Origin of the sequence: Kribbella sancticallisti, from assembly GCF_039530625.1 — a bacterium.
GTDB classification, from domain to species: domain Bacteria; phylum Actinomycetota; class Actinomycetes; order Propionibacteriales; family Kribbellaceae; genus Kribbella; species Kribbella sancticallisti.
The window spans coordinates 17,301-43,609 of record NZ_BAAAOS010000033.1 but is presented as its reverse complement, the minus strand read 5'-3'; the positions used below and the strand labels follow the sequence as shown (position 1 = coordinate 43,609).

Sequence of the window (26,309 nt, the reverse complement as noted above, 5' to 3'; positions counted from 1 at the left end):
GGAACTCCCGGAGCCGTTGAACGAGTTCAGCCGGGGCATTTTCGGCGACGTGGTGCGGGGAGTCGATCCCGGACCCGACCAGCTGCTCCCGGCACCAGGGCGTCCAGACGGCCGCCGGATCGCCGTAGATGTCCTCCATGTCGTCCTTCGTCGACCACAGAACCATCGTGGGGCAGATGATCTGCCGCCCGGCGGCCCGGTCCGCCTCGTCGTTGCGGCGGTCGACGCCCAGGCCGGCGCGGTAGTCCTCGACCATGGCGTGCACGGTGGCGGGGTCGCGGATCGCGGCCAGGAAGTCGGCGTGGTTCTCCGGCCCGAGGGCGTCCGGCGAGTTCCCGGCCCAGGCCTCGTACCAGGTCTCGGGATCGGCGCAGATCACCCGTTCGGCGGGCTTGGCGGTCTGCGCGAAGAACCACCAGTGCCACCACCGGGCGGCGAACCGGTCGTCGCAGCGTTCGAGCGCCTCGACCAACGGCACGCTGTCCATCACCACGAGCTTGGTGACGGCCTCGGGGTGGTCCAGGGCGGTGCGGGTAGGCGACGTACGAGCCGCGGTCGTGGCCGGCGACGGCGTACTGCTCGTGGCCGAGGGCAACCATCAGGTTCGCCACATCGGCGGCCATCGCCCGTTTCGAGTACGGCGTGTGGTCGTCGTCGCTGGCGGGTTTCCCCGACTGGCCGTAGCCGCGCAGGTCCGGACAGACCACGGTGAAGCCGGACTCGGCCAGCGCCGGAGCGACCTGGTACCAGGTGGTGTGCGTCCGCGGATGCCCGTGCAGCAGTACTACGGCCGGCCCGCTTCCGCCGTACCGGACTCGCAGGCCGACCTCGCCGACGTCGATCCGGTCCAGCGTGAACCCTTCGAACATGCTGGTGCCTCCCGGGCAGCGGAGTCCCCACCGGCCCGGGGGCTGGTGGGGACTCGACGGATCTGGTCTTGCGACTGTCAGTCCTTGAAGGCGTCCTTCGCCTTTTCGCCCGCTTGCTTCAGGTCGGCGACGGACTTGTCCGCCTGGCCCTCGGCCTGCAGGTCCTCGTTGTCGGTCGCGTCGCCGGTCTTCTCCTTCATCTTGCCCTTGGCGGAGTCGGCCGCGTTCTTCATCTTGTCCCCGATACCCATCGGTTCCTCCTCTGTGGTGTCAGGATCTGACCCGGCTCCGGTGCCCAGCCGGTCGCGGTCTATGCGCCGACCTCTTGTAATCGTTTACGTAAGCGATTACAAAGCTGCTATGCGCATCCACCTGCCGGTCCTGGCGGCCGCTGTCCTGGTCAACTTCCTGCTGCCGTCAGCAGACCCGGCCGATACTCCGGCGCCCGCCGAGCCAGGCACGATCACCGCCGCGAGCGTCCGGTCGGCCACGCTGGGTGAGGAGCTGGCGTACAACGTCTACCTCCCGGCCGGCTACGAAGGCTCCGCCGATCGCTATCCGGTGATCTATCTGCTGCACGGTCGCGGAGACTCGATGTCGGCCTGGACCCAGGTGAAGAGCCGGCTGGACGAGTTGATCGGCAACGGTGACATCCCGCCCACCATCGCGGTGATGCCCGACGCTCCGTGGAGCAGCCGGGCGAGCTACTACGTCGACTCGGCGTACCGTGGGCCGGACGCCGGGCGACCGGTGGAGACGGCGTTGATCCGCGATCTGGTCCCGCACGTCGACACGACGTACCGGACGGTCGCGGACCGGACCGGGCGCGCGATCGCGGGGTACTCGATGGGTGGTTCCGGGGCACTGCGCTACTCGATGGTCCATCCCGAGATCTTCGGAGCGGCGGTGGTGCTCAGCCCCGCCGTGTACTCGCCGCAGCCGCCGATCGACTCCAGCGCCCGGGAGTTCGGCGCCTATGGGAAGGGCAAGGACCTCTTCAGCGAGGCGGTCTACCGGAAGCTGAACTACCCGGCCGCCTTCACCTCCTTCGCGGCCAAGGGATTGCCGTCACACCTGTTCATCGCGGTCGGCGACGACGAGTACAAGAACCCGAAGCCGGAGGACTACCGGCACGACCTGGACCTCGAGGCGCATGTCGTCTTCAACCAGGCCGTCCGGGTGCCGAACCTGACGAGTGAGTTCCGGGTGGTGAACGGCGGTCACGACTGGGACGTCTGGGGGCGGACGTTCGCCGAGGGCGCGAAGTACATCTTCCGGTTCATCGGCAAGCCGCCGGTCACCCCGATGGAGGCCACCCTGTCCGGCACCGCGGGCGAGGATCGGGCCGGCGGCATCGCGGTCGACCAGGCGGGCAACAGCTACGAGGCCATCGCCGCCGAAGGGGCGATCGAGGGCCGGCCGTACGCCGGCGGCAAGGACGTCGCGCTGACGAAGTACGCGCCGGACGGCAGCAGGCTCTGGACCCGCCAGTTCGGCACCAGCGGCACCGAACGCGCGTACGGCGTCGCGCTGGATCCGCAGGGCCGCCCGGTCGTCACCGGCTACACGACGGGCAATCTCGACGGGAACCACCCGGGTAACACGACCGACGACGTGTTCGTGGCGCAGTACGACGCAGCGGGCAACCGCGCGTGGCTCACCCAGTTCGGCACCACCGCGGCTGATCGGGGCTACGGCGTCGCCACCGGAAGCGACGGGTCGATCTACGTCGGCGGGTACACCAAGGGCAACCTGTCCGGGACCAATCACGGCGACAAGGACGTGTTCCTCGCCAAGCTCGACCAGGACGGTCAACAGGTGTGGTTGCGCCAGGTCGGCACAGCCTCGGAGGAGAAGGGCATGGCCGTCGCCACCAGTGGTGACGGGATCTACCTGGCAGGCATGACAGCCGGAGCGCTTGGCGAGGCCGTCGGGGAGTTGGACGGTTTCGTGGCCCGCTTCGACCAGGCCGGGACCAGCACCTGGCTCAAGCAGGTCGGTACTGCGGCGTCGGACGAGTTCTGGGGGCTCACCGGGGACGGCTCGGGCGGGGTTCTCCTCACCGGCTACACCGCGGGGAATTTCGCCGGCGACCTCGCGGGCGACAAGGACCTCGTCGTCGCCCGGGTCGACGCCTCGGGTGCGGTGGTCTGGAAGGACCAGGTCGGTACGCCGGGCAACGACAAGGGCGCGGCCATCTCCCGCGACGAGACGGGTTTCACCGTCGCCGGCTTCACCGACGGGCCGCTCCAGACCAACCTCGGCAAGTTCGACGCCGTGCTGCTCAAGTACCACCTGGACCAGACCCGCGCCTGGACGCGTCAGTTCGGCACCACCGAGGACGACGGCGCGGACGCCTTCGCCGAGGCGAACCTGTTCGTGGCGAGTCAGGACGGTACGGCGTACGTGTCCGGGCTGACCGCGGGGGAGCCGGCCGGCCGGCAGGCCCTCGGCAACGGCGACGTCTTCCGGATCAGTTTCGACGAGTAGTTTCCCGTCGGGGTACAGGCCGCCCGTGCGACTGAGACGGAGCTACCCCGACAAGCCCGGCCTGACCAGGCGTCGCCGTGGCAAGGGGTTCAGCTACCTCGATGCCGACGGCAACGTGATCGCGGAGGCCGAGGTGATCGAGCGGATCCGCGCGCTGGTCATCCCGCCCGCCTGGAAGGACGTCTGGATCTGCCCGCACCCGAACGGGCACATCCAGGCGGTCGGCACGGACGAGGCCGGCCGTCGCCAGTACCTGTACCACGACGAGTGGCGGGTCACGCAGGACGCGGACAAGTACGACCGGGTGCAGAGCCTGGCCCGCCGGCTGCCCGACTTCCGCGAGGCGGTGGACCGGGATCTGTGCTCGAAGGGCCTGGGCCGGGATCGGGTGCTCGCCGTCGCCCTGCGGATGCTCGACCACGGCGTTTTCCGTACCGGCAACACCCGGTACGCCGAGGAGTCCGGCAGCCGCGGCGCCGCGACGCTGCTGCGCAAGGACGTCCAGGTCCGCAAGGGCAGGCTGGTCTTCGACTTCATCGCCAAGGGCGGCATCCAGCGCACGCTGGAACTGAAGGACGACAAGCTCGCGGTGGCGGTGGTCGCGCTCAAGCGCAGCCGGCACGACAATCCGCGGCTGATGGTCTTCCGCGACAAGGCGGGCTGGCACGAGATCGATGCCGGGTTGATCAACACCCGGTTTCAGGAACTGGTCGGCGACGGCTACACGGTGAAGGACCTGCGGACCTGGACCGCCACGGTGCATGCCGCGGTGGAACTGGCCGAGGCCGATCCGCCGGAGACGAAGACCGCCGCCAAGAAGGCCGTCCGCAAGATGCTCACGGAGGTCTCCGAGCACCTCGGGAACACCCCGACGGTGGCCCGCAGTTCGTACGTCGACCCGCGCGTGATCACGCAGTACGAAGAGGGCCGGACGATCGCCCGGGCGGTCAGCCAGACCGGTTCGGACGACCTGGAGCGTCAGGAGGTCCGGGAGAAGCTCGAGCCCTCGGTCGCCCGGCTGGTCGACGACGCGAAGGAATAGAGCTTCTCGGCCGGGGCACCGGGCTGATCCACGAGTGAAGGAGCTGGGGTATGCGGGCGTTGGTGCTGAACTGCACGTTGAAGGCGTCGCCGGCCAAGTCGAACACCGACTCGCTGGCCGACGTGGTCGTGGACGCGCTGGAGAAGGAAGACGTCGAGGTCACCCGGGTCCGGCTGGCCGACGTCGCCATCAAGCCGGGCGTGTCGAGCGACGAGGGCGACGGCGACGAGTGGCCGGGGATCCACGAGCAACTGCTGGGCAGCGACATCCTGGTGGTCGCGACCCCGACCTGGGTCGGCCGTCCGTCGTCGATCGCGCAGCGGATGCTGGAGCGGATGGACGCGATGATCAGCGAGACCGACGACGAGGACCGGCCGGTCGCCTACAACAAGGTCGCCGGCGTGCTCGTCACCGGGAACGAGGACGGCGCGCACCACGTGATCTCGGAGATCGCCGGCGGGCTCGGCGACATCGGCTACACGATCCCCGGCCAGGCGTGGACCTACTGGAACAAGGGCCCGGGGCCCGGTCCCAGCTACAACGAGACCGGCGAGGGGCACGACTGGTCGGCCAAGACGGGCCGGGCGATGGCGAGCAACCTGGTCGCGGTCGCCAAGGCGCTCACGGCCAATCCGGTGCCCGCGCCGCCGGGGTGATTGCCCGATAGGCCTTGGGGTACCGGTCCTGCAGCCTGAAAGGAGCCGGAAAATGCCCGCAGGGTCGAGCAAGAAGCGTGAACGGCAGTACGAGCACATCAAGGCCGGGTTGAAGAAGAGCGGCCGCAGCGAGGACGTCGCCGAGGAGATCGCCGCCCGCACCGTCAACAAGGAGCGCGCCCGGTCCGGTGAGGCGAAGCAGAAGAGCCGCAGCTCAACGCACGACATCTCCTCCGGCCGCCGCGGCGGGCTCCGCTCGCACAGCGGTTCGCAGGGGCGCACCAAGGACCAGCTCTACAACGAGGCCAAGCAGAAGAACGTCAAGGGCCGCTCGAAGATGTCCAAGGCCGAACTGGAGAAGGCCGTCGGCAAGCGCTAGAGGAGTGACGTGAAGGCACTGACCTGGCAAGGCAAGCGGAAGATCGCGTACACCGACGTCCCCGATCCAACGATCCAGGAGCCGACCGACGCGATCATCAGAGTCACCTCCAGCGGCATCTGCGGGTCCGACCTGCACTTGTACGAGGTGATGGCACCGTACCTGGATGCCGGCGACGTGCTGGGTCACGAGCCGATGGGGATCGTGGCCGAGGTCGGGTCGGAGGTGACCAACCTGGTCCCCGGGGATCGCGTGGTGGTGCCTTTCCAGATCGCCTGCGGGCACTGCTTCATGTGCGGCCAGGGGCTGCAGACGCAGTGCGAGACCACCCAGGTCCGGGACCAGGGGATGGGTGCCGCGCTGTTCGGCTACACCAAGCTCTACGGGCAGGTGCCGGGCGGCCAAGCGGAGTACCTGCGGGTGCCGCAGGCGCAGTACGGGCCGATCAAGGTGCCGGTGGAGCCGCCGGACGACCGGTTCGTCTACCTTTCCGACGTCCTGCCGACGGCCTGGCAGGCGGTCGAGTACGCCGACGTGCCGGCCGGCGGGACGCTCGTGGTGCTCGGGCTCGGGCCGATCGGTGACATGGCCGCCCGGATCGCACTGCACCGCGGCCACCGGGTGATCGGCATCGACCTGGTCGCCGAGCGGCTCGAACGCTCCCGGGTGCGCGGCGTCGAGACCCTCGAGTACGCCGACGACGTGGCCGAGGCGGTCCGCAACCTGACCGATGGGCGCGGAGCGGACTCCGTCATCGACGCCGTCGGGATGGAGGCGCACGGCTCGCCGGTCGCCAAGTTCGGCCAGCAGTTGGCCGGGCTGTTGCCGGGCAAGCTCCAGGAGAAGGTGATGGAGACGGCCGGGGTGGACCGCCTCGCTGCGCTGTATCTCGCGTTCGACGTCGTCCGCCGGGGCGGGACAGTCTCGCTGATCGGGGTCTACGGTGGGATGGCAGACCCGATGCCGATGATGACGATCTTCGACAAGCAGATTCAGCTCCGGATGGGGCAGGCGAACGTCCGCCGCTGGGTGGACCAGATCCTGCCGCTGCTCGGGGACGACGATCCGCTGGGCGTGGACGAGTTCGCCACTCATCGGCTGCCGCTGGCGGACGGGCCGGCGGCGTACGAGATGTTCCAGAAGAAGCAGGACGGCGCAGTCAAGGTTCTACTCACTCCCTAGGAGCGCGACGTGCAACTGATCGACGCCACCCCGTTGAGCGACGAGGAGTTGCAGGGCCTCGACGCGTACTGGCGAGCAGCGAACTATCTGTCCGTGGGACAGATCTACCTGCTCGCCAACCCGTTGCTGTCCGAGCCGCTGCGGCCTGAGCACATCAAGCCGCGACTCCTCGGACACTGGGGTACGACGCCCGGCCTGAACCTGGTCTACACCCACCTGAACCGGCTGATCCGGCAGCGTGAGCGCGAGTTCCTGTACGTGATCGGTCCCGGCCACGGCGGTCCCGCGATCGTCGCGAACAGCTGGCTCGAAGGCAGTTGGACGTCGACCTACCCGAACACCACGCAGGACGAGGCCGGGATGGCGCGGTTGTTCAAGCAGTTCTCCTTCCCCGGCGGCATTCCGAGCCACGTCGCCCCGGAGGTTCCCGGCTCGATCAACGAGGGTGGCGAGCTGGGCTATTCGCTCAGCCACGCCTACGGCGCCGCGTTCGACAATCCCCGCCTGGTGGTCGCCTGTGTGGTCGGCGACGGTGAGGCCGAAACGGGGCCGCTGGCAACTTCCTGGCACTCGAACAAGTTCGTCGACCCGCGCCGCGACGGCGCGGTGCTGCCGATCCTGCACCTGAACGGCTACAAGATCGCCAACCCGACGATCCTCGCGCGGATCGGTGACGAGGAACTGACCGCCCTGCTGCAGGGCTATGGCCACGATCCGTATCTGGTCGAAGGGTCGGACCCGGCCGCCGTCCACCAGGCGCTGGCCGCCGCGATGGACCGCTGCCTGGAGCGGATCGACGAGATCCAACTGGAGGCCCGCACGGCTGCCGGCCCGCTGCCTCGCCAGGCCTGGCCAATGATCGTACTGCGTACTCCGAAGGGCTGGACCGGTCCGCACACGGTCGACGGCCAGCAGGTGGAGGACACCTGGCGATCCCACCAGGTCCCGCTGAGCGGAGTACGGACGAACGAGGAACACCTTCGCCAGTTGGAGGACTGGCTGCGCAGCTACCGGCCGGAGGAACTCTTCGACGCGGCCGGCCGCCCTGACGCCCGGTTGCTCGAACTGGCTCCGAAGGCCTCGCTGCGGATGGGATCGAGCCCGCACGCGAACGGCGGACTGCTCACCCGGGATCTGGAACTGCCGCCGGTCGCCCAGTACGCAGTACCGGTGAAGGCGCCGGGGGCTGAGGACGGGGAGCCGACGAAGGTGTTCGGCACCTACCTGCGAGACGTCGTCACGGCCAACGAGACGCACCGGAACTTCCGCCTGGTCGGACCGGACGAGACCGAGTCGAACCGGTTGTCAGCGGTCTACGACGTGACCGCCAAGGCCTGGAACGCGGATCGCCGCGACACCGACGAGCACCTGGCGGTCGACGGGCGGGTCCTGGAGATCCTCAGCGAACACACCTGCCAGGGCTGGCTCGAGGGGTATCTGCTGACCGGCCGGCACGGGTTGTTCTCGTCGTACGAGGCGTTCGTGCACATCGTCGACTCGATGGTGAACCAGCACGCCAAGTGGCTGAAGACGGTGAACCGGCTGGAGTGGCGGCGGCCGATCCCGTCGCTCAACTACCTGCTGACGTCGCACGTCTGGCGCCAGGACCACAACGGCTTCTCACACCAGGATCCCGGTTTCATCGACCACGTGGTGAACAAGAAGGCCGAGGTCGTCCGGGTCTACCTGCCGCCGGACACGAACACGCTGCTGTCGACGATGGACCACTGCCTGCGGACCAGGAACTACATCAATGTCGTTGTCGCCGGCAAGCAACCCCAGCCGAACTGGCTCGACTGGGACGAAGCCGCGCTGCACTGTGCTCGCGGGATCGGTGTCTGGGACTTCGCCACCAACGACGACGGTGAGCCCGATGTGGTGATGGCGTGCGCGGGTGACGTCCCGACCCTGGAGACGCTGGCGGCGGTCGATCTGCTGCGGGAGCACCTGCCGTCGTTGAAGATCCGCGTGGTGAACGTGGTCGACCTGATGCGGTTGCAGCACGAGAAGGAGCACCCGCACGGCCTGAGCGATCCGGACTTCGACGCGCTGTTCCCGCCCGACAAGCCGGTGATCTTCGCGTACCACGGCTATCCCTGGCTCATCCACCGACTCACCTACCGGCGGAACAGCCACCCGAACATCCACGTCCGCGGCTACATCGAGGAAGGCACCACCACGACGCCGTTCGACATGGTCGTGCTGAACAATCTGGACCGGTTCCACCTGGCGATGGACGTGATCGACCGGGTGCCGTCACTCCAGAGCCGGGCGGTCTCGGTGCGGCAGCACCTGGCTGACCAGCGGACTCGGCACCGCGCGCACGTCACCACCTACGGCGAGGACCTGCCGGAGGTTCGCGACTGGCGGTGGGGTCGGCACACGTAAGCCTGACTGGATCCGGCCCCGGGTCTCCCGGGGCCGGATCTGCGGTCGTCTGGGGATCAGGCGTGAGCGGCGCGGCCGGCGGCGCTGCTCTGGCTCAGTTCGGTGCGGAGGTGCTCGAGGATGCCGCGGAGCAGGCGGGAGACCTGCATCTGGCTGACGCCGAGTTCGTGGCCGATCTCTTCTTGGGTGAAGCCGGCGCAGAACCGCAGTTCCAAAATCCGACGGTCGCGATCGCCGAGTTCCGAGACCGCCGGCGTCAGCGTGTGGACGTTCTCGACCAGTTCATAGCCGTCCTCCGCGTTGGCGACCGCGTCCAGCAGCCGTGAGCCGTTGTCGGCGGCGGCCGGGGCGTCCAGCGACAGCGTGCTGAAACAGCCGCGCACGGACGACGCTTCGGCGATCTCGCCGGGGTCGGTTCCCAGCGCCTCCGCGGTCTCCTCGTCCGTCGGCAGATGCCCCAGTCGCTGCGTCAACTCCGGCTCGGCGGCGGCGATGCTGCCCTGCATCTCCTGCACCCGGCGCGGCGGCCGCACGGTCCACGCGCAGTCCCGGAAATAGCGTTTCAGTTCGCCCCGGATAGTCGGTACGGCGTACGCGAGGAAGGCGGTGGCCTCGTCCGGGCGGTAACCGTTCGCCGCCTTGACCAGGCCCAGGTAGGCCACTTGCTCGAGGTCGTCGGCGTCGACGCCCTTGCGGCGGTAGCGGGAGGCGATGGAGCGGGCGATCGGGGCGTTCAGAATCACCACGTCGTCGAGCAGTTGCTGCCGGCGTGGCTCGTCGGCCTGATCGGCCTCGACCAGAAGGTCCTGAGTGGTTTCAACGATGCGCTGCTTGGATTCAGTGCTGCTGACAGGTGCGATGGTCACGGTGAGAAACCTCGTCGTGGTCGGCCTGCGGTAGGTGGCGTCATTGCTGAACCACTTGCCCTCCACCAGATCAAACTCAGCCGCTCGTTTCAAGCCCCCGCGTGTTACAGGTGTTTGAACTCGGGAACCTGACCCGCATGGAGAAGTTCCCCGGAGCCGAGGAGTGGGTCCCCCGCACCGGTGGAATCGCCAAGCTGGCAGAGGCTCTGCCCTCCTGCCGCGGCTGCGATCTCTACCAGGAAGCCGAGCAGGCGGTGCCGGGAGCCGGCCCCGCACGCTCGCGGATCCTGATGGTCGGCGAGCAGCCCGGTGATGTCGAGGACCGGGAGGGACTTCCCTTCGTCGGACCCGCCGGGCGGCTGCTCGACAAAGCGCTGGCGGAGGCGGGGATCGATCGTCAGGAGATCTTTCTCACCAACGCGGTCAAGCACTTCCGGTTCGAATTCCGCGGGAAGCGCCGGATCCACAAGACCCCGGCGGTCGGCCACATCGTTGCCTGCAACCCCTGGCTCACCCGCGAACTGGCGGTCGTCAAGCCCGCCCTGGTCGTCGTCCTCGGTGCGGTGGCGGCCCGGGCGCTGCTCGGCACCTCTTTCAAGGTGACCGAGCAGCGCGGGCGACCGGTCGAACTACCGGATGGCACCGCGGCGATCGCTACGGTGCACCCCTCCTCAGTGGTCCGGTCACGCGAGTACCGGCGGGACTTCGCGCTGCTGGTCGACGACCTGCGAGCCGCCGCCGCCCTACTGGCCTGAACGACTTCTACCGGCCGGAGCGGCGCAGTTCGGGAAGCACCTCGTCGCGGTACAGCTTCATCATGTCGACGACGTGCGGTCCCATGTTCGCCACGTAGATCTCGTCGAACCCGGCGTCGACGTACGGCTGGAAGGCCTCGAGATGCGCGTCCGCCTTCGCGCCGCAGGTGACCGACTGAGCAGTCTGCTCCTTCGTCACCAGTTCGCTGGCCTGCTCGAAGTGCCGCGGCGAGGGCAGCACCTGGGCGAGTTCGCCCGGGAGACCCGAGTTGCCCCAGATCCGGTGCGCCTGCTCGATGCCTTCTTCCTCGGTCGGCGCGTAGCTGACCTTGAACCCGGCCTGCGCCGGCTTGTCGCCGCCGCCGTTCTTGCGGAACCGCTCCAGCAGTTCCTTGTCCGGCGAGGTGGTGATGAAGCCGTCCGCGATCCGTGCCGCCACATCCGTTGCCTCCGGCCCGAATCCGGACATGTAGATCGGCAGCGGAGTGTCCGGCCGGGTGTAGATCCGGGCGGTGTCGACGGTGTAGTGCTTGCCGTGGTGGTTGACGAAACCGTCCTCGGTCCACAGCCGGCGCATGATCTCGACGGCCTCCTCGAGCATCTCCAGCCGGACGTCGACGGTCGGCCAGACATCGCCGAGGACGTGCTCGTTCAGCGCCTCACCGGTGCCGATCCCCAGCGTGAACCGCCCGTTGAGCAGTACTGCGCTGGTCGCCGCGGCCTGGGCGATCACCGCCGGGTGGATCCGCACGGTCGGGCACGTCACCGCCGTCGTCACCGGCAGCTCGCAGACCTGCGAGATCGCGCCGATCGCGGACCAGACGAACGCGCTCTGTCCCTGTTCGTCGTTCCAGGGATGGAAGTGGTCGCTGATCCAGAGCCCGTCGAAGCCGGACTCCGCTGCCAACCGCGCCTGCTCGATCAGCTGGGCGGGCGTGTACTCCTCGCAGGACAGAAAGTATCCGATCTTCACGACGTCTCCTTTGCCGACGGTGGTCTGCCGTTCTCGCACCGGTTCCCAGAACGGGTCCGGGCATTCGGAAATTTGGTCGGAGGAGGGACCGTTTGCGCTGATCGGGGGTCGGGAACCAGAGGATCACGACGTCGGGAGGGGTCCTCGGCGCCACGCACAACCCACGGGGTCAGCCGCCGGATGCCTGGACGGATCCGGCCAGTCGAGAAAGGAACGGCCATGGGCTTAGTGCTCTGGATCATCGCGGCGATCCTCGTCATTTCAGGAATCGTCTCGCTTGTTCGCGGTCAGCTGTTGATGGGCGCCGCACTGATCGTCGTCGGCCTGTTGGTGGGCCCGGGCGGCGTCAGCATCTTCACGTAGCCCACAACCGTCCCGCAGACCCCGGCTCCGGCCGGGGTCTGCGGTCTGTGGGGGTACGACGCCCCGCGCCCCCTACCACTCAGCCTGCGCGCACCCTGCGCATCAGGGCGCGTGCTTGAAGACGCGGTCGGCGGCGCTCATCCGTAGTTCTTCCAGATGCTCGATCTGCCGGCCCGCGTGGTCCAGCAGGCGGTCGAGTTCGGCGGCGTCGAAGAGGTCCTCGTCCGCGGCGAGACTTCGCAGTACGCGCCAGCCGCAGGCCTTGCCCTCCACCGTGAGTCGCAGTGCCTCCAGTTCGACCACGTCACTCAGCGGCGACCGCCGGATCAGTTCGCCGTTCGGCTTCAGCCGGCCGAGCTTCTCCGCGAGCCAGGCGCCGGCGTTCTTCATCGGGTCCGGCTTGCTTCCGATCGCGAGCAGGAACCGCTCCAGCGCCGCCCGTTCGTCCTCCACCTGCTCCACCATGCTCGTGAGCGCAGTACGGGCGACCGGATCGGACTGCTGGTCGGCCGCTCGCCGGAACAACTCGATCTCGGCCGACGACACAGCGTAGTGATCCTGCAGGTAGTTTCCGAGCCGCTCCTTCTCGATCATCTCCGGCCGGTACCCAACGCCTTCGGGTCGACTCAAAGCGCCCGAATGCTGACATGGGCTGTCAGTGTTCAGCGGTTGACTGGAGCGATGGGAACTCCGATGGGTGATTCGCACCAGTGTTGTGCCGTCGTCGACCTGCGTCAGTACACGTTGCATCCCGGTCAGCGGGACACGATGGTCCGGGTCTTCGACGAGGCTTTCGTCGAGGGCCAGGAAGAGCACGGGATGCACATCTCGGGCCAGTTCCGCGACCTGGACGACCCGGACCGGTTCGTCTGGTTGCGAGGTTTCGCCGATCTGCCGGCCCGGGCGGCCGCGCTGAACGGCTTCTACTACGGCCCGGTCTGGAAGGAACGCGGCGGCGAGGCCAACGTGACGATGGTGGACTCCGACAACGCCTTGCTGCTCAAGCCGATCGAGTTCGGCCCGGGTTATCCCGCTCTCGACGCGCCGCGACCGCCGATCGGCAGCACCGAGGTCCCGCGGTCCGTGGTCGCCGGCGAGGTCTACCACCGCGGCTCACCGGACGACGGCTTCCCCGAGTTCTTCGCGGACCAGATCGCCCCTGCCCTGGCCGGCACCGGCGCCACCCTCGCGGCCACCTTCGAAACCCTCCCGGCCGAGAACAACTTCCCGCCCCTCCCACTCCGCGCCGAGACCGTGCTCGCCTGGTTCGCCGTCTTCCCCACCGACGCCGCGTACGCCGAGCACCGCCGCCAACTTGCCGCGTCCCCCACCTGGCAAACCAGACTCATCCCCGAGATCACCTGCCGCACGATCGCACCCCCACAACACCTCCACCTCCGCCCCACCGCCCGCTCCCAGTTCCGCTGAAACAGAAGAAGCTTGCTCGCGTGCTCAGGGGGAAGGTGGTGTCAGGCGGAGGAGACCTCGGCCGGATTGGCTCGAATTAATTCGGTTGCGGTGGCTCGGTGGGAGCCGCATTCTTGAGCCGACTGCGCAGCTACGAGTGCTGCCTGGACCTAGGGAGGGCTGACGGATGTCCATCACTGTGTTGCGGCATGCCCGCGTCAGCCTCATCTCTTCGTTCAGGAGCACACCCGATGTCTTCCGACGTCTTTCGTACCGAGCACGACTTCTCTGATCTCACCGACGAGCGCTGGGCCGCGATGGCCGGCGACGAGTCCCAACCAGATGCCGCCGACGCCTTCGTCTTCCGGTTCGACACGATCCAGGAAGAACTGGGCCCGGACCAACGCTGGTCCACCTGGCTGGATGTCGAGCGCGGTTCTCGCGGGCCGCAGCCCCGACCCGATTGGGTCGTGACGGAGCAGGCCGCGATCGACACCGAGCTCGGCATCCTCAAAACCGGCAAGGAAGCCGACGTCTTCCTGCTCGAGCGAGCAGTGGACCAGATCGGCGACAACCCCGGCAAGCGGTCGCTGCTGGCCGCCAAGCGGTACCGCGGCGAGGAACACCGCTCGTTCCACCGCAGTACGTCGTACGTCGAGGGCCGGCGTACCCGCAACAGTCGCGACACCCGCGCGATGGCGAAGAAGACCAGCCACGGCAGGTCCGTCGCGGCCGGGCAATGGGCCTACGCGGAGTGGGACGCGCTCTGCCGGCTCTGGAAGGCCGGCGTCCCGGTTCCGTACCCGGTCCAGGTCGACGGCACCGAACTGCTGATGGAGTTCATCGACGACGGCGACGGCGGCGCTGCGCCACGGTTGGCGCAGGTCCGGCCCAAGGGCGACCTGCTCGCGTCGTACTACGAGCAGCTCCGCGACGGCATGCGCGAACTGGCCAGAGCGGGTTTGGCCCACGGCGACCTGTCGCCGTACAACGTGCTGGCGCAGGGCGACCGGATCGTGATGATCGATCTGCCGCAGGTCGTCGACATCGTCGGCAACCCCAAGGGGATGGACTTCCTGATGCGGGACTGCCACAACATGTGCACGTGGTTCACCAACCGCGGCCTGGAGGTCGACGAGCACGAACTCTTCGCCGACCTCCTGACCATGGTGTTCTAATCGCGGATCGCCTGCTGCAGCAGGGGAACCAGTGGTACCAGCCGGTCGGGGTAGGCGTCGACGAGTCCGTCGACGTGGTTGCCTGCCTCGACCCGCTGGTACGTGAGCAACCTTGACCGGCCGGCCCGCGCCACCATCGCGGCGTAGACGTCCGAGTCCTGCGTGATCGGCAGCAGGCTGTCGAGGGTGCCGTGGATCGTGACGAGCGGCCGGCCGATCTTGCCGGTCAAGGCGATCCGGCGGACTGCTTGCTGCGCGGCCGGACGCCGCGCATAGTCGTAGTCGGCTTCACTGCCGGTGTACGTCGGGTCGAGCTCGGCCGCGTAGATCCGCTGCGTCAGCTTCCAGTAGACCGTGTAGTGGAAGTCCCAGAGGAAGTCCGACCGCGGGTCGAAGCCCGCCGCGACGATTGCCTGCGGCGACTGTTGCTCGTAGCCCTTGATTGCCGGAGGCAAGAAGGTGAACAGGTTCGGGCCGTCCGCCGACCACAGCGTGCCTTCGAGATCGACGCCCCGGGTGTAGAGCTCCGGATGGTTCTCGAGCTGCCACCGAACGAGGTAACCACCGTTCGAGAGACCTGCGGCGACAACCTCGCGCGCCGGCCGGCCGTAGTACTGCGTGACGACAGCTCGGGCGGCCCTGGTCAGCTGGGTGGTCCGGTGGTTCCACTCGACGATCGCGTCACCCGGCCGGACCCCGTCGGTGAAGAAGTTCACCGCGGTGTTGCCCTTGTCCGTCGCCGCGAACGCGTACCCGCGCGCGAGCACCCAGTCCGAGATCGCCTTGTCATTCGCGTACTGCGCCCGCACGCCCGGCGACCCCGCCACCACCAGCCCGCCGTTCCACTTCTTCGGCAACCGGATCACGAACTGCGAGTCGTGGTTCCACCCGTGGTTCGTGTTCGTCCTTGAGCTGTCCGGGAAATACCCGTCGATCTGCACCCCCGGGACCCCGGACTGCTGAGGCATTGCCGCGGACGTCAGGCCTGCGTAGTCCGAAGGATTCGTATGCCCCGACGCGACAGTCCCTGTCGTCGTCAACTCCGCCAGGCACGCCACCATCTGGTGCTCCGCTCCCGGCACCCGAGGGCTGCGGCACCCATGGGCTTCGGCTGGCAAGGTGAATCCGCTGGCCAGCAACAGCACGGTAGTAGACAGAGCGAGGCGGCGCATGGCATGCCCTCCCGGGATCGACTGCGCGCAACGCTAAGGCGCGCCATGACCCCCAGACAGGGCCTCCCGCCACACATCGACTCTTCTAGGAATGGGCCGCCACGACATCGCCTTGGCGGCCACCCGAGTCCGACCGCTTTCCGGCCGCGCAGCCCGTGCCTCGCGGCTAGACCGGCGTACTAGCCGACCGCCTTCGCGGCCGCGCGGCCCGCAGTACGGCCGGTGAAGAGGCAGCCGCCGAGGAAGGTGCCTTCGAGGGAGCGGTAGCCGTGGATGCCGCCGCCGCCGAAGCCGGAGACCTCGCCGGCCGCGTAGACGCCGGGCAACGGGGTGCCGTCGGCGCGCAGTACGCGGGCGTCGAGGTCGGTCTGCAGGCCGCCGAGGGACTTGCGGGTGAGGATGTTGAGCTTCACCGCGATCAGCGGTCCCGCCTTCGGGTCGAGGATCTTGTGCGGCGGAGCCACCCGGATCAGCTTGTCGCCGCGGTAGTTCCGGGCGCCGCGCAGCGCGGTGATCTGCAGGTCCTTGGTGAAGGTGTTGTCCATCTCCCGGTCGCGGGCCAGGATCTGCCGCTCCAACTCGGCGTACTCGATCAGGTCGGAGCCGGCCACCTCGTTCATCCCGCGGACCAGGTCGGCAAGGTTGTCCCGGACGACGAAGTCGGCGCCCTTGTCCATGAACGCCTGCACCGGCGCGGTCGCGCCACCCCGGGCCCGGCCGAGCACGCCCCTGATGTCCTTGCCGGTCAGATCCGGGTTCTGCTCCTGCCCGGACAGGGCGAACTCCTTCTCGATGATCTTCTGGGTGAGCACGAACCAGCTGTAGTCGTAGCCGGTCTTCATGATGTGCTCGAGCGTGCCGAGGGTGTCGAAGCCGGGGAACAGCGGCACCGGCAGCCGCTTGCCGGTGGCATCGAACCACAGTGACGACGGCCCGGGCAGGATCCGGATCCCGTGCATCGGCCAGATCGGGTCCCAATTCCGGATGCCCTCGGTGTAGTGCCACATCCGGTCGCGGTTCACGTACCGGCCGCCGGCCGCCTCGGTGATGCCGAGCATCCGGCCGTCCACGTGTGCCGGGACGCCGGAGATCATTTCCGTCGGCGGCTTGCCCAGCCGCTGCGGCCAGGACGAGCGGACCAGGTCGTGGTTGCCGCCGATGCCGCCGGAGGTGACGATCACCGCCTGCGCGGTCAGTGCGAAGTCCTCTACCTCGACGCGCGAGCTGGAGGCCCCGCGGGCGACGTCGCTCGGCTCCAGCACCTTGCCGCTCACTCCGTCGACGACGCCACCGGTCACGGTCAGCTCGTCCACCCGGTGCCGGAAGCGGAACTCCACCAGCCCGTCGGCGACGGCCTCACGGACCCGCCGCTCGAACGGCGCGACCAGACCCGGCCCGGTGCCCCAGGTGATGTGGAACCGGGGTACGGAGTTGCCGTGACCGTCGGCGGTGTAGCCGCCGCGCTCGGCCCAGCCGACCACGGGGAAGAACCGGACGCCCTGGGCATGCAGCCACGGGCGCTTCTCGCCGGCCGCGAAGTCGACGTACGCGTCGGCCCATTGCCGGGCCCAGACGTCCTCGTCGTCCAGCCGGTCGAACCCGGCCGATCCGAGCCAGTCCTGCAGTGCGAGGTCGTGGGAGTCCTTGATGCCCATCCGGCGCTGCTCGGGAGAGTCCACGAACATCAGCCCGCCGAACGACCAGTACGCCTGTCCGCCCAGCGACGCCTCCGGCTCCTGGTCGAGCAGCAGCACCTTCTTGCCGGCGTCGGCCAGCTCCGCGGTGGCGGCCAATCCGGCCAGCCCCGCCCCGACGACGATCACATCTGCGTCCATCAAGCCCATCCCCTCACCGGCACCAGTCGGTCCATGTATAGCGGACACCACCTGCTCTTGGACGGATGTGCTCAATGTTGCAAGAATCTATGCTGTGACGATCCTTTCCGCGCAAGACCTGGTGATCCCCGCCGCCTCCCTGGGGGCCGAAAACCCGCTGCCGCCGCTGCGCAGCCAGCAGGAGATGCACGTCGTCGAGAACCTGGACGAGTTGCCACCCGACCTGCGCGAGAACGTCCGGTACGGCGGGCTGTCGAGCGTGCTGCCCTGCCTCGATCAGGACGGCTACGACCGGAACCTGGTCGAGCGGGCGCTGCCGTCCTTCGTGCTGGAGAACGACCACCTCCGAGCGACCGTGCTCCCGAGTTTCGGCGGCCGGCTCTACTCCCTCGTGCACAAGGCGAGCGGCCAGGACCTCCTCTACCGCAACCCCGTCTTCCAACCGGCGAACCTTGCCCTCCGCAACGCGTGGTTCGCGGGCGGCGTCGAGTGGAATCTCGGCAGCACGGGCCACTGGACCGGCACCTGTGCCCCGATGCACGCCGCCCGGATCGAAGGCCCCGACGGTACTGCGGTGCTCCGGCTCTGGGAGTGGGAACGCACCCGCAACCTCGTGACCCAGTTGGACTTCTGGCTCCCCGAAGACTCGGACCTCCTGTACGTCGGCGCGCGGATCCAGAATCCGTCGAGCGAGACGGTTCCGGCGTACTGGTGGTCGAACATCGCGGTCGAGCAGTCCCCGGGGACCCGGGTGCTGGTTCCGGCGGACCAGGCCTGGCGGTTCGGCTATGGCAACCGGCTGGATCTGGTCGGCGTACCGGAGTACGACGGGTTCGATCTGACGTATTCGATGCGGCATCGGCGGGCCGTCGACTTCTTCTTCGAGTTGCTGCCGGAGGAGCGGCCGTGGATCGCGTCGCTTGATGCCGAGGGCAACGGGTTGGTGCAGGCGTCGACGGATCGGCTGCGCGGGCGGAAGCTGTTCGTCTGGGGCGAGGCCACGGGTGGTCGCCGCTGGCAGGAGTGGCTGTCGCCGGGGCTGGACGGTCACGGGTACGCCGAGATTCAGGCCGGGCTCGCGCGGACGCAGATGGAACATCTGAAGTTGCCTGGAGCAACTAGCTGGCACTGGCTGGAGGCTTACGGGCGGCTGGCGGTCGACCCGGCCGTGGCGCATGCGGAGGATTGGAAGGCGGCCCGGACCGGCGCGGGTGCGGTGCTGGAACCGGTGCTGACGACCTTGGAAGGGCGCGAGCAGGAGTGGCTGACCGTCGCGGACGCGGAACCGGTGGAGTCGTTGGCGACTGGCTCGGGGTGGGGCGCGTTGGAGTTGCGGCGGACGGGGTGGAAGGTTTCCGCCGGTACGCCGTTCGCCGAGGAGACGATGACCGAGCGCGAACTCGCCTGGTTGCCGGTGCTCGAGGGGCGGCTGCCCGAAACGGAGATCGCTGAGGCGCCGGACGGGACGCTGGTGGGCTGGAGGGAGTTGCTGGAAGCGGTCGAGGATGACAACTGGCTGATTTGGTACCACCGCGGCGTCGCGCGCTGGTCCGAGGGTGACGAGGAAGGCGCGATCGAGGCCTGGCGTCGATCGAACCAGGCACAGGAAAACCCCTGGGCCCTCCGCAACCTCGCGCTCTGCACGAAGACCCCCGCCGACCACGAGCAAGCGCTCACCCTGCTCAGCGCCTCCAGCGCAGCCGGAATTCTCGGTGCGTCGGACGTCTTCGACTCAGCAGCGTTTGTGCCGTTGCTGGTGGAGGCGCTTGACGCCTGCTCCGAGGACGTCGCGGCGGGGATCTTCGAGCGGATGCCGGATGAGGTCCAGGAGCACCCGCGGATCCGCCTGGCGAAGGTCCGGCACCTGCTGGAGATCGGGGATCCGGCCGGCGCCGAGGCCTTGCTGGACGAGGGGGTCGAGGTGCCCGGAGTCCGCGAGGGGGCGAACCCGTTGGCGGAGTACTGGCGGCGGGCGCAGGCCGGGCTCGGCACCGACCGGCCGGTGCCGGCGCGGTACGAGTTCGGGATGTTCGGCGACAGCTGAAACACGTTTGTCAGAACTTGGGAACCGAGTGCCCCCCGGTGGCGTCTCACCGTTGTGCGGGAAGGCCCGCGCAGGCAGTTTCGACAAACGACGACCGCGCCGCAGCGGGCGGCGCGTCGGGGGTGAGTGCCATGTTGACTATCGTTGTATTCGGTGGTTTGAGCCTGGTGCTGCTGGTCACGGCATGCATCGTGGCAGACATCGTTGCGGGCGTCCGGCGCCGCAGCGATGGGGTGGAGAAGACAGCCGGACGGGTCACCCGGGTGCGCGGCCCGGTCCGTGGCCAACTGGAAAGCGGTGCCACGGCCGAGTGCCTCGAGGTCACCGTCGAGTACTACACCCGGCACGGCGAGGGCCCGTTCCAGGTCCAGCGGATGATCCCGCTGGCCTCGGCGAGCAGTTACAGCAAGAACGACCGGGTGATCGTCTGCTACGACATCCGGGCGCCGCGTCGCGCGCGGATCGCGGGACGGGTGAGCCACTGGCCGCAGATCGGCCCGAGGTCGCCGGTCCCGCAACCCTAGAATCACTGTTGCCTGCCGGTGCTGGGCGCCGGTGATCGATCGTCCCTCGCCTGGTGGCGGGGGTCTTCTCATTCACGACGTTGCTCTGGCCCACGGCCGGCCCGGGCAACAGGCGGTCAGCGCAGCCGGCCGTCAGCGCAGTCAGGCGATTAAGGCAGGTGCGGCTCGAGCAGTCGATGCAGCGCCGGCCGCCCTTGGGCCAGCACATACTCCGCTTCCGCGGGCGGCAGCCGATCCGCCAGGTGGGCCAGCGCCTCGCCCATCGCGATCGTCAGCGTCACCGTCAGCCGGAACTCCTGACTGTCGCGGGCCCCGAACCGCAGCGTCAGCAGTTCCGCGAACTCCCCGGCATGCTGGTCGTCGAACTCGCCCGGGGTCGCCTCCAGGTCGGGATCGCCCAGCCCGCTCAGCACCACCGCCCGGAAGCCCGGATCGGTGCGGTGCATCTCGCGGAAGGTGTCGAGGGTGACATCGACGGCCTGGCGCCAGTCCGCCACCACGGCCAGCCGCTCGCGGACCGCCTCGGTGTAGCGGTGCTGGTTGCGCCGCTCGATCGCCTGGATCAGGGTCCGCTTGTCCGGAAAGTAGCGGTAGACGCTGCCGACCGCGATCTCGGCGCGACGGGCGATGCTGCTGGTCGAGGCGGCGTCGTAGCCACGCGCGACCACCTCGGCGCAGGCCGCGTCCAGGATCCGCTCCACCTGGCGGTTGGCGCGGTCCTGGGTCGGCGTCCGGCGCAGCGGGTAGGCCGTCCCGGCGTCCGCTCCCGGCTCGTCGCCGGCAGAAGTGGTGACCATGGGCTCATTGTGCCCCGCCAGAGGGACAACGTTGCCAACCCGAGCCGTTCACTTGTGTGACAGTTCGATGCAGGCTGCTGGTGACCTTGCGCCGACGAGAATCGACGCCAGGACTGCCGCCAAGCCTGTCGAGGGGAACCAAGCATGCAGATCAGCAGCAAGTGGGTCGCGGGACTCGCGTCCTTGAGCGTCGCGGCCGCCGGCCTGGCCGGCGCGACGTTGACGCCGGACCGGACCGACGTGACCACCGCGGGGCCGGGGACCGCAGACGCGGCCAAGGCTGTACAGAGCACCGACGGGAGGGGTGACGGTGGGCTCCGGCTGAACCAGTTGCAGCAGGTCGGGTCGCACAACTCCTACCACCGGGAGCTGAGCGCGGCAGAGAAGCAGGTCCAGCAGGCCCAGGATCCGGGCGCGACGAACCTGTTCTACTCGCACGCCTCGATCCCGAACCAGCTCGAGGACCAGAACATGCGCTCCCTCGAACTCGACCTGTTCCCGGACCCGGCCGGCGGGCTCTACACCTGGCCGCTGCTCCGGAAGGCGACCGGCCAGGGTCCGCTGACCGACCCGGCGCTGGTTCAGCCCGGCATCAAGGTGATGCACGTCCCGGACTTCGACTACAACACCAACTGCCGCAGCTTCGTGCTGTGCCTGCAGCAGGTGAAGACCTGGTCCGCCGCGCACCCGAAGCACGCGCCGATCACGATCCAGCTCGAGCTGAAGCAGTCCGACCCGAAGGTGGTCGCGGCCGGCGGCGTGAAGGCGCCGCCGTGGGACCTGCGCAACCTGACCAGCATCGACACCGAGATCCGGTCGGTCTTCTCCGAGAAGCAGTTGCTGTCGCCCGACGACGTCCGGCGCGCGGGCCTGACGCTGGAGCAGTCCGTCCTGACGAAGGGCTGGCCGACGCTCGACCAGGCCCGCGGCAAGGTGATGTTCTTCTTCGACAACGGCGGCGCGGGCACCGTCCGCGACCTCTACCGCGAGGGCAGGCCGAACCTCGAGGGCCGGGCCGTCTTCACCCGGGGCCCGGAGGGCGAGCCGGACGCCGCGGTGACGATGGTGAACGACCCGCGCGGCGCGAACCAGGCCGAGATCCAGCGGCTGGTCAAGAAGGGCTACCTGGTCCGGACCCGGTCGGACGAGCCGATGTCGACGGTGCTGACGAACGAGACCAGCCGGGTCGGGATCGCCCTGGCCAGCGGTGCCCAGTGGGTCACCACGGACTTCCCGGTGGCGGGGATGGCAGCGCGGTACGACAGTGACTTCGTGGCGAAGCTGCCCGGCGACGCCGCCGTACGATGCAATCCCGTGGTGGCGCCGAACCGGTGCCGGGGCAACGTCTCGGAGAGGTGATCGCAGCATGTCGGAGCACGTCGTCGATGTCAGCTGGAGCCGTGGTGAGCACGAGTTCACGTACCAGACGTACAACCGCGACCACGAGTGGCGTTTCGACGGTGGAGTGACCGTGCCCGGGTCGGCCAACCCGGTGTACCTGGGCACGGAGGCCGGGACGGTCGACCCGGAGGAGGCGTTCGTGGCGTCGCTCTCGTCCTGCCACATGCTGACCTTCCTCGCGATCGCGGCGAAGAAGCGGCTGGTGGTGGACTCGTACGTCGATCACGCGGTCGGGGTGATGGCGAAGAACGAGGCCGGCCGGATCGCGATCACCCAGGTGCGGCTGCACCCGGTGATCACCTTCGGCGGCGAGGCGCCGGACGAGGCCGCGCTGGAGCGGATGCACCACCTCGCCCACGAGCAGTGCTTCATCGCGAACTCGGTGACGACCGAGGTCCTCGTCGAGAAATGACAAGAACCACCCGGCCGGCTGCCCTGAGCCTCGCGCAATCGGCGTCAGGACAGCCGGCGGGTGGTTCTTCGGTGCTCCGCTGTGGCGGAGCACCGGGTGACGGAACAGGCGGCGCGCTCGCATCGGGGCGCCTCGTGCGTCATGCGACCTCCGTGCGGTCTACCTCGGTGGGGAAGACCGTCCGGGTGCGCCGCCTGTCCGTCCGTCCGGTTCGCGCCTTACTGCTCGGCGGCGGCGTCGCTCCGGTCGCTCGTGGGCACCACTGAGGCGGCCGCTGGGGCCGTCGTGTCGCTCGGGTCGTCATCGCGGCGCAGGCGGACCTGCTCGCTGGCGATGACAGTCATCAGTCGGTGGATCGTCATGCCGGTGAGACGCACGCCGTCACGGGGTATGACGCCGATTTCGGAAAACTTTCTGGTGTGAGCTACTTCTCATCCAGCCCGTCGGGCCGGAGCGGGACGAGTTCGCGCGCCTCGTCGTACGTCGTACCGGTCAGTTCGAGCAGGTCCACGACGGTGGAACGGATCTGACCCAGTACGACGACCGCCGACAGGCCCGGGGGTGTCGGCATCACCGCGGTGCGGCGGCCGAGTTCGCCCAGGACCCGGTGCGCGGCCACGTCGGCGGCGGGTTCGAACAGGGATTCCGCGATCAGCCGGGTGCCGTCGGCCAGTCGCTCCAGCAGCATCGGGTACTCGGCGGGAATCCGCTCGTCCCGCCAGACCGAGACGGCGGCCCGGCGGACCAAGACCCGGATGTTGCGGATAGCCCGGTCCAGCGGGATCACCAGGTCGGCGATCTGTTGCACCCGGCCCCGATGCCGGCGGCGGAACGGCGACAGCTGGACCACCGCGACGCCCTCCTCGGCGGCGCTGCGCAGGTCGTCCAGCAGCGACTCGCTGGCCCGGGCCCGGCGCAGCGCGTTCGTGACCGCCTCCGCGTGGTGGGCCCGGAGGCCGTCGGCGGTCTCGATCAGGATCGAGGCCAGCTCGTTCAGCACCTCGGACGCTTGTTGTCGCGGGCGCCGAATCGCGGCGGCGGGGGCGATGGTGGCCGCGGCCAGTGCGACCAGGCCGCCCAGGGCCGCGTCGATCCAGCGGCTGAGGCCGGCGCCGGTGTTGGGCAGCAAGGTGGTGACGATCGCCGCCTGGACGCCGGCCTGGGTGGTCATCAGGGTGCCCGCGCCGAGCAGCACCGCCACGCTCATCGCCAGCGCGACCACGAAGACGATCTGGATCACGCCGGTGCTGAACAGCATCACGAACACGTCGCCGATGCCGACCCCCACCGCGACACCGACCATCACCTCGACGACCCGGCGCAGGCGCTGACCGAAGCTGAACCCGAGGCAGACCATCGCCGCGACCGGGGCGAAGAACGGTTGCTCGTGGCCGACCGCATAGCGGGCGAGAGCCCAGGCCGTGGCGGCGGCGAGCGAACACTGGGCGATGAAGAAGGCCCGGTCGCGCCAGCGGTCGATCCGGCGGCGTACCGAGGCTCTGGAGCGGCGCGCGGCCCGGGGTGCGACATCGTCCCGCAGCTCCCGTAACTGCTCGAGCGTCAGCCTCACCGGGTCCATCACCCCATCATGATGGACACCACCGCGCTCTGCCTTGCTTCACACGGTCCGGACGGAGAGGGTGGGGGCATGACCGAGAACAACCGCGAGGACTACGGCAGCTACAGCGTCGACGACGAGGACCAACTGCAGCCGGGCGACACCCTGAATGATCGTGGCGTGGACGACCTCCTCGACGAGGGCTACTCGCCGCCGGAGAAGTGGTCCGCGGGCGAGGGATTCGGCACCACTGCTGAGGAGGCCCTGGAGGGGGAGACGCTGGACCAGCGGATCGCCCAGGAGGAGCCGGACATCGACCCGTACGCCGAGGAGGGCGAGAACGTCGGCGGTCCGGAGGTCGGCCAGGTGCGGTCCGGCCGGCTGGTCGCGCCGGACGAGGGCGCCCACTCCGACTCCGAGAAGGACCTGGTCGCCGAGGACGTCGGCTTCGACGGCGCCGCGGCCAGTGCCGAGGAGGCCGCGGTGCACGTGGTCGTCGACGACGAGCCGTTCGAGCTGGACGACGAGGACGAAACGGACCTGCAGGACGTCCGCGACGTGGATCTCGGCGACGTCGGCGACCTCGAGGACTAGCGCTTCGTCGCGATCAACTCGCAGCCGCGGGACGGAACCAAGGTCACGTTCCGCGGCTTTGCCGTCTCCGGCTCCGGCCGGACCGCGCGGACGTCGTACTGCGTGAGCGCGGCGCGCAGGATCTCCGTCGCCTCGAGCAACGAGAATCCCGCTCCGATGCAGCGCCTGGCTCCACCGCCGAACGGGATCCAGGTCCCGGGCGCGGGCGGATTGTCGCCGAGGAACCGCTCCGGGCGGAACTCGTTGACGTCCGGGAAGTGCTCCTCGTCGCCGTGTACCAGGCCGATCGCGGCCATTAATGTCGTACCCCGCGGCAGCCGGTAGCCGGCGAGTTCCACGGTGTCGGTGAGTCGCCGGCCGACCTGGTAGACGACCGGGTGCAGCCGCATCGACTCCTTCGCCATCGCTTCCAGGTAGGCGTCGTCGCCTTCGTCGGCAGCCTGTTGCCCGGCCCGGAGCTGGTCCGGCTTTCGAGCCAGTTCGTGGAACGCCCAGGCCAGCGCGGTCGCCGTGGTCTCGTGCCCGGCCAGCAGCAAGGTGATCAGCTGGTCCCGCAGCTCCACGTCGGACCAGGTGCCCGCGGCAAGCAGTTTCGACAGTACGTCGTTGCGCTCGGCAAGGTTCGGCTGGCTCCGCCGGGCGGCGATCTCGTCGTACAGGATCGCGTCGAGCCGGCGGTTGATCTCCAGGTAGGTGCGCCACGGCGGCAGCCGGAGCAGTCGCGGGTAGAACCCGCCGAGCATGATGATCGGCCGCACTGAGACCACCCGGTCGACCAGCGGGCGGAGCTGGGCCAGCCGGTCGGAGTCGGTCACTCCGAACACCACCTGGAGGATCACCTCCAAGGTCAGCGTGCGCATCCGCTCGTGCAGCCGGAAGGGTTGGCCGACCGGCCAGGCGCCGACCTCCTGGCGAGCCAGTTGCGCGATCATCCCGGCGTACCCTCGCAGAGCCTGGCCGTTGAAGGCGGGCATCAGCTGGCGGCGCATCCGGACGTGGTCGTCATCGTCGATCAGCAGCAGCGAGTGATGGCCGAGGATGGGGGCGAGCACGGCGTTGCCCTCGCCCGCGTGCACGATCGCGGGCGGCGTCCCGAACACCTCGCGGATGTGGTCCGGCCGGCTGAGCACGACCACCACCCGGCGGGATGGAACCAGCCGGATCGTGAAGACATCGCCGTACCGCTCGCGCAGCCTCGGGAAGAAGGTCTTGCGGTGGCTGGCGAACAGCACCGTCTGGACGAGGGTCGGCAGCCGAGGGCCGGGCGGAAGAGTACGGGCGGTCTTCCGGTCGAGGGTTCCTGCTCCCAGCAAAGGTGTCGGCGGAGTCATGCCACCTCCCGGAGTCGTCGGCACCGTCAACGCTACGTCAGCTCCGTGAACACCGCGTGGCCCGCGCCCGGCGGACCGCGGAAGCGGGCCGGA

General features: G+C 68.9%; 26 protein-coding genes. 15 read left to right on the top strand and 11 right to left on the bottom strand.

Annotated elements, in window-relative coordinates; genetic code table 11:
- Positions 1-26 precede the first annotated feature (26 nt).
- Positions 27-869 (bottom strand): alpha/beta fold hydrolase, encoded by an 843-nt coding sequence (locus tag ABD255_RS43850; protein WP_425554516.1) that lies wholly within the window; start codon positions 867-869, stop codon positions 27-29.
- A gap of 77 nt (positions 870-946) precedes the next feature.
- Positions 947-1,120 (bottom strand): CsbD family protein, encoded by a 174-nt coding sequence (locus tag ABD255_RS23640; RefSeq protein WP_344217493.1) that lies wholly within the window; start codon positions 1,118-1,120, stop codon positions 947-949.
- Between the two features lie 109 nt (positions 1,121-1,229).
- Between ABD255_RS23640 and ABD255_RS23635 the strand changes: the two genes are divergently transcribed.
- Genes ABD255_RS23635 through ABD255_RS23610 form a run of 6 tightly spaced genes read left to right on the top strand, consistent with a single transcriptional unit; the run spans position 1,230 to position 9,006 of the window.
- On the top strand, positions 1,230-3,359 hold the full coding sequence (locus ABD255_RS23635) for an alpha/beta hydrolase-fold protein (RefSeq protein WP_344217491.1): 2,130 nt from the start codon (positions 1,230-1,232) through the stop codon (positions 3,357-3,359).
- 25 nt (positions 3,360-3,384) lie between these two features.
- Positions 3,385-4,401, top strand: a complete 1,017-nt coding sequence (locus ABD255_RS23630; RefSeq protein WP_344217489.1) for a DNA topoisomerase IB — start codon at positions 3,385-3,387, stop codon at positions 4,399-4,401.
- Positions 4,402-4,451: 50 nt separating this feature from the next.
- Entirely contained in the window at positions 4,452-5,057 is a 606-nt protein-coding gene (locus tag ABD255_RS23625) for a flavodoxin family protein (protein WP_344217487.1), read from the top strand.
- Positions 5,058-5,109: 52 nt separating this feature from the next.
- Positions 5,110-5,436, top strand: coding sequence for a plasmid stabilization protein (locus ABD255_RS23620; protein WP_344217485.1), 327 nt, complete (start codon positions 5,110-5,112; stop codon positions 5,434-5,436).
- 9 nt (positions 5,437-5,445) lie between these two features.
- Positions 5,446-6,618: a zinc-dependent alcohol dehydrogenase gene (locus ABD255_RS23615; protein ID WP_344217483.1), complete on the top strand. Its 1,173-nt coding sequence runs from the start codon at positions 5,446-5,448 to the stop codon at positions 6,616-6,618.
- A gap of 9 nt (positions 6,619-6,627) precedes the next feature.
- Entirely contained in the window at positions 6,628-9,006 is a 2,379-nt protein-coding gene (locus ABD255_RS23610) for a phosphoketolase family protein (RefSeq protein WP_344217481.1), read from the top strand.
- Positions 9,007-9,062: 56 nt separating this feature from the next.
- On the opposite strand, the gene ABD255_RS23605 is transcribed toward ABD255_RS23610, so the two are convergent.
- The gene (locus ABD255_RS23605) at positions 9,063-9,872 is read right to left on the bottom strand and encodes a sigma-70 family RNA polymerase sigma factor (protein ID WP_344217479.1); all 810 of its coding nucleotides are present in this window, start codon (positions 9,870-9,872) and stop codon (positions 9,063-9,065) included.
- 137 nt (positions 9,873-10,009) lie between these two features.
- Here ABD255_RS23605 and ABD255_RS23600 point away from each other — a divergent pair, with 137 nt between their 5' ends.
- The gene (locus ABD255_RS23600) at positions 10,010-10,627 is read left to right on the top strand and encodes a UdgX family uracil-DNA binding protein (protein ID WP_344217477.1); all 618 of its coding nucleotides are present in this window, start codon (positions 10,010-10,012) and stop codon (positions 10,625-10,627) included.
- A 7-nt stretch (positions 10,628-10,634) separates the two neighbouring features.
- Here ABD255_RS23600 and ABD255_RS23595 read toward each other — a convergent pair whose 3' ends face one another.
- Complete coding sequence (locus ABD255_RS23595) at positions 10,635-11,600, bottom strand: TIGR03557 family F420-dependent LLM class oxidoreductase (RefSeq protein WP_344217475.1); 966 nt, start codon at positions 11,598-11,600, stop codon at positions 10,635-10,637.
- A 219-nt stretch (positions 11,601-11,819) separates the two neighbouring features.
- Here ABD255_RS23595 and ABD255_RS23590 point away from each other — a divergent pair, with 219 nt between their 5' ends.
- A complete protein-coding gene (locus ABD255_RS23590; RefSeq protein WP_012918574.1) occupies positions 11,820-11,963 on the top strand; it encodes a GPGG-motif small membrane protein in 144 nt (47 codons plus the stop codon).
- Between the two features lie 102 nt (positions 11,964-12,065).
- Here ABD255_RS23590 and ABD255_RS23585 read toward each other — a convergent pair whose 3' ends face one another.
- Complete coding sequence (locus ABD255_RS23585) at positions 12,066-12,557, bottom strand: hypothetical protein (RefSeq protein ID WP_344217473.1); 492 nt, start codon at positions 12,555-12,557, stop codon at positions 12,066-12,068.
- Between the two features lie 87 nt (positions 12,558-12,644).
- Here ABD255_RS23585 and ABD255_RS23580 point away from each other — a divergent pair, with 87 nt between their 5' ends.
- The gene (locus tag ABD255_RS23580) at positions 12,645-13,391 is read left to right on the top strand and encodes an NIPSNAP family protein (RefSeq protein ID WP_344217471.1); all 747 of its coding nucleotides are present in this window, start codon (positions 12,645-12,647) and stop codon (positions 13,389-13,391) included.
- 230 nt (positions 13,392-13,621) lie between these two features.
- Positions 13,622-14,548, top strand: coding sequence for a serine protein kinase RIO (locus tag ABD255_RS23575; RefSeq protein ID WP_344217469.1), 927 nt, complete (start codon positions 13,622-13,624; stop codon positions 14,546-14,548).
- Here the strand turns inward: ABD255_RS23575 and ABD255_RS23570 are convergent.
- Both ABD255_RS23570 and ABD255_RS23565 read right to left on the bottom strand, forming a co-directional pair.
- Positions 14,545-15,516, bottom strand: a complete 972-nt coding sequence (locus ABD255_RS23570) for a 3-hydroxybutyrate oligomer hydrolase family protein (RefSeq protein ID WP_344217467.1) — start codon at positions 15,514-15,516, stop codon at positions 14,545-14,547. The two genes, ABD255_RS23575 and ABD255_RS23570, sit on opposite strands and share 4 nt — an antisense overlap.
- 383 nt (positions 15,517-15,899) lie before the next feature.
- Entirely contained in the window at positions 15,900-17,555 is a 1,656-nt protein-coding gene (locus ABD255_RS23565) for an FAD-binding dehydrogenase (RefSeq protein WP_344217465.1), read from the bottom strand.
- Between the two features lie 94 nt (positions 17,556-17,649).
- On the opposite strand from ABD255_RS23565, the gene ABD255_RS23560 reads away from it, so the two are divergent.
- On the top strand, positions 17,650-19,599 hold the full coding sequence (locus ABD255_RS23560) for a DUF5107 domain-containing protein (RefSeq protein WP_344217463.1): 1,950 nt from the start codon (positions 17,650-17,652) through the stop codon (positions 19,597-19,599).
- A 131-nt stretch (positions 19,600-19,730) separates the two neighbouring features.
- A complete protein-coding gene (locus tag ABD255_RS23555) occupies positions 19,731-20,123 on the top strand; it encodes a DUF3592 domain-containing protein (RefSeq protein WP_344217461.1) in 393 nt (130 codons plus the stop codon).
- 149 nt (positions 20,124-20,272) lie between these two features.
- On the opposite strand, the gene ABD255_RS23550 is transcribed toward ABD255_RS23555, so the two are convergent.
- Positions 20,273-20,920: a TetR/AcrR family transcriptional regulator gene (locus ABD255_RS23550; protein ID WP_344217459.1), complete on the bottom strand. Its 648-nt coding sequence runs from the start codon at positions 20,918-20,920 to the stop codon at positions 20,273-20,275.
- 144 nt (positions 20,921-21,064) lie between these two features.
- On the opposite strand from ABD255_RS23550, the gene ABD255_RS23545 reads away from it, so the two are divergent.
- Both ABD255_RS23545 and ABD255_RS23540 read left to right on the top strand, forming a co-directional pair.
- On the top strand, positions 21,065-22,279 hold the full coding sequence (locus ABD255_RS23545; RefSeq protein WP_344217457.1) for a phosphatidylinositol-specific phospholipase C1-like protein: 1,215 nt from the start codon (positions 21,065-21,067) through the stop codon (positions 22,277-22,279).
- Positions 22,280-22,286: 7 nt separating this feature from the next.
- Positions 22,287-22,733, top strand: coding sequence for an OsmC family protein (locus tag ABD255_RS23540; RefSeq protein ID WP_344217455.1), 447 nt, complete (start codon positions 22,287-22,289; stop codon positions 22,731-22,733).
- Positions 22,734-22,951: 218 nt separating this feature from the next.
- On the opposite strand, the gene ABD255_RS23535 is transcribed toward ABD255_RS23540, so the two are convergent.
- Positions 22,952-23,077 carry a hypothetical protein gene (locus ABD255_RS23535; RefSeq protein WP_344217454.1) on the bottom strand — a complete coding sequence of 42 codons (126 nt, stop codon included), beginning with the start codon at positions 23,075-23,077 and terminating at the stop codon, positions 22,952-22,954.
- Between the two features lie 80 nt (positions 23,078-23,157).
- Complete coding sequence (locus tag ABD255_RS23530) at positions 23,158-24,312, bottom strand: FUSC family protein (RefSeq protein ID WP_344217453.1); 1,155 nt, start codon at positions 24,310-24,312, stop codon at positions 23,158-23,160.
- A 69-nt stretch (positions 24,313-24,381) separates the two neighbouring features.
- On the opposite strand from ABD255_RS23530, the gene ABD255_RS23525 reads away from it, so the two are divergent.
- The gene (locus ABD255_RS23525; protein WP_344217451.1) at positions 24,382-24,885 is read left to right on the top strand and encodes a DUF5709 domain-containing protein; all 504 of its coding nucleotides are present in this window, start codon (positions 24,382-24,384) and stop codon (positions 24,883-24,885) included.
- On the opposite strand, the gene ABD255_RS23520 is transcribed toward ABD255_RS23525, so the two are convergent.
- A complete protein-coding gene (locus tag ABD255_RS23520) occupies positions 24,882-26,216 on the bottom strand; it encodes a cytochrome P450 (RefSeq protein WP_344217449.1) in 1,335 nt (444 codons plus the stop codon). The two genes, ABD255_RS23525 and ABD255_RS23520, sit on opposite strands and share 4 nt — an antisense overlap.
- Positions 26,217-26,309 lie beyond the last annotated feature (93 nt).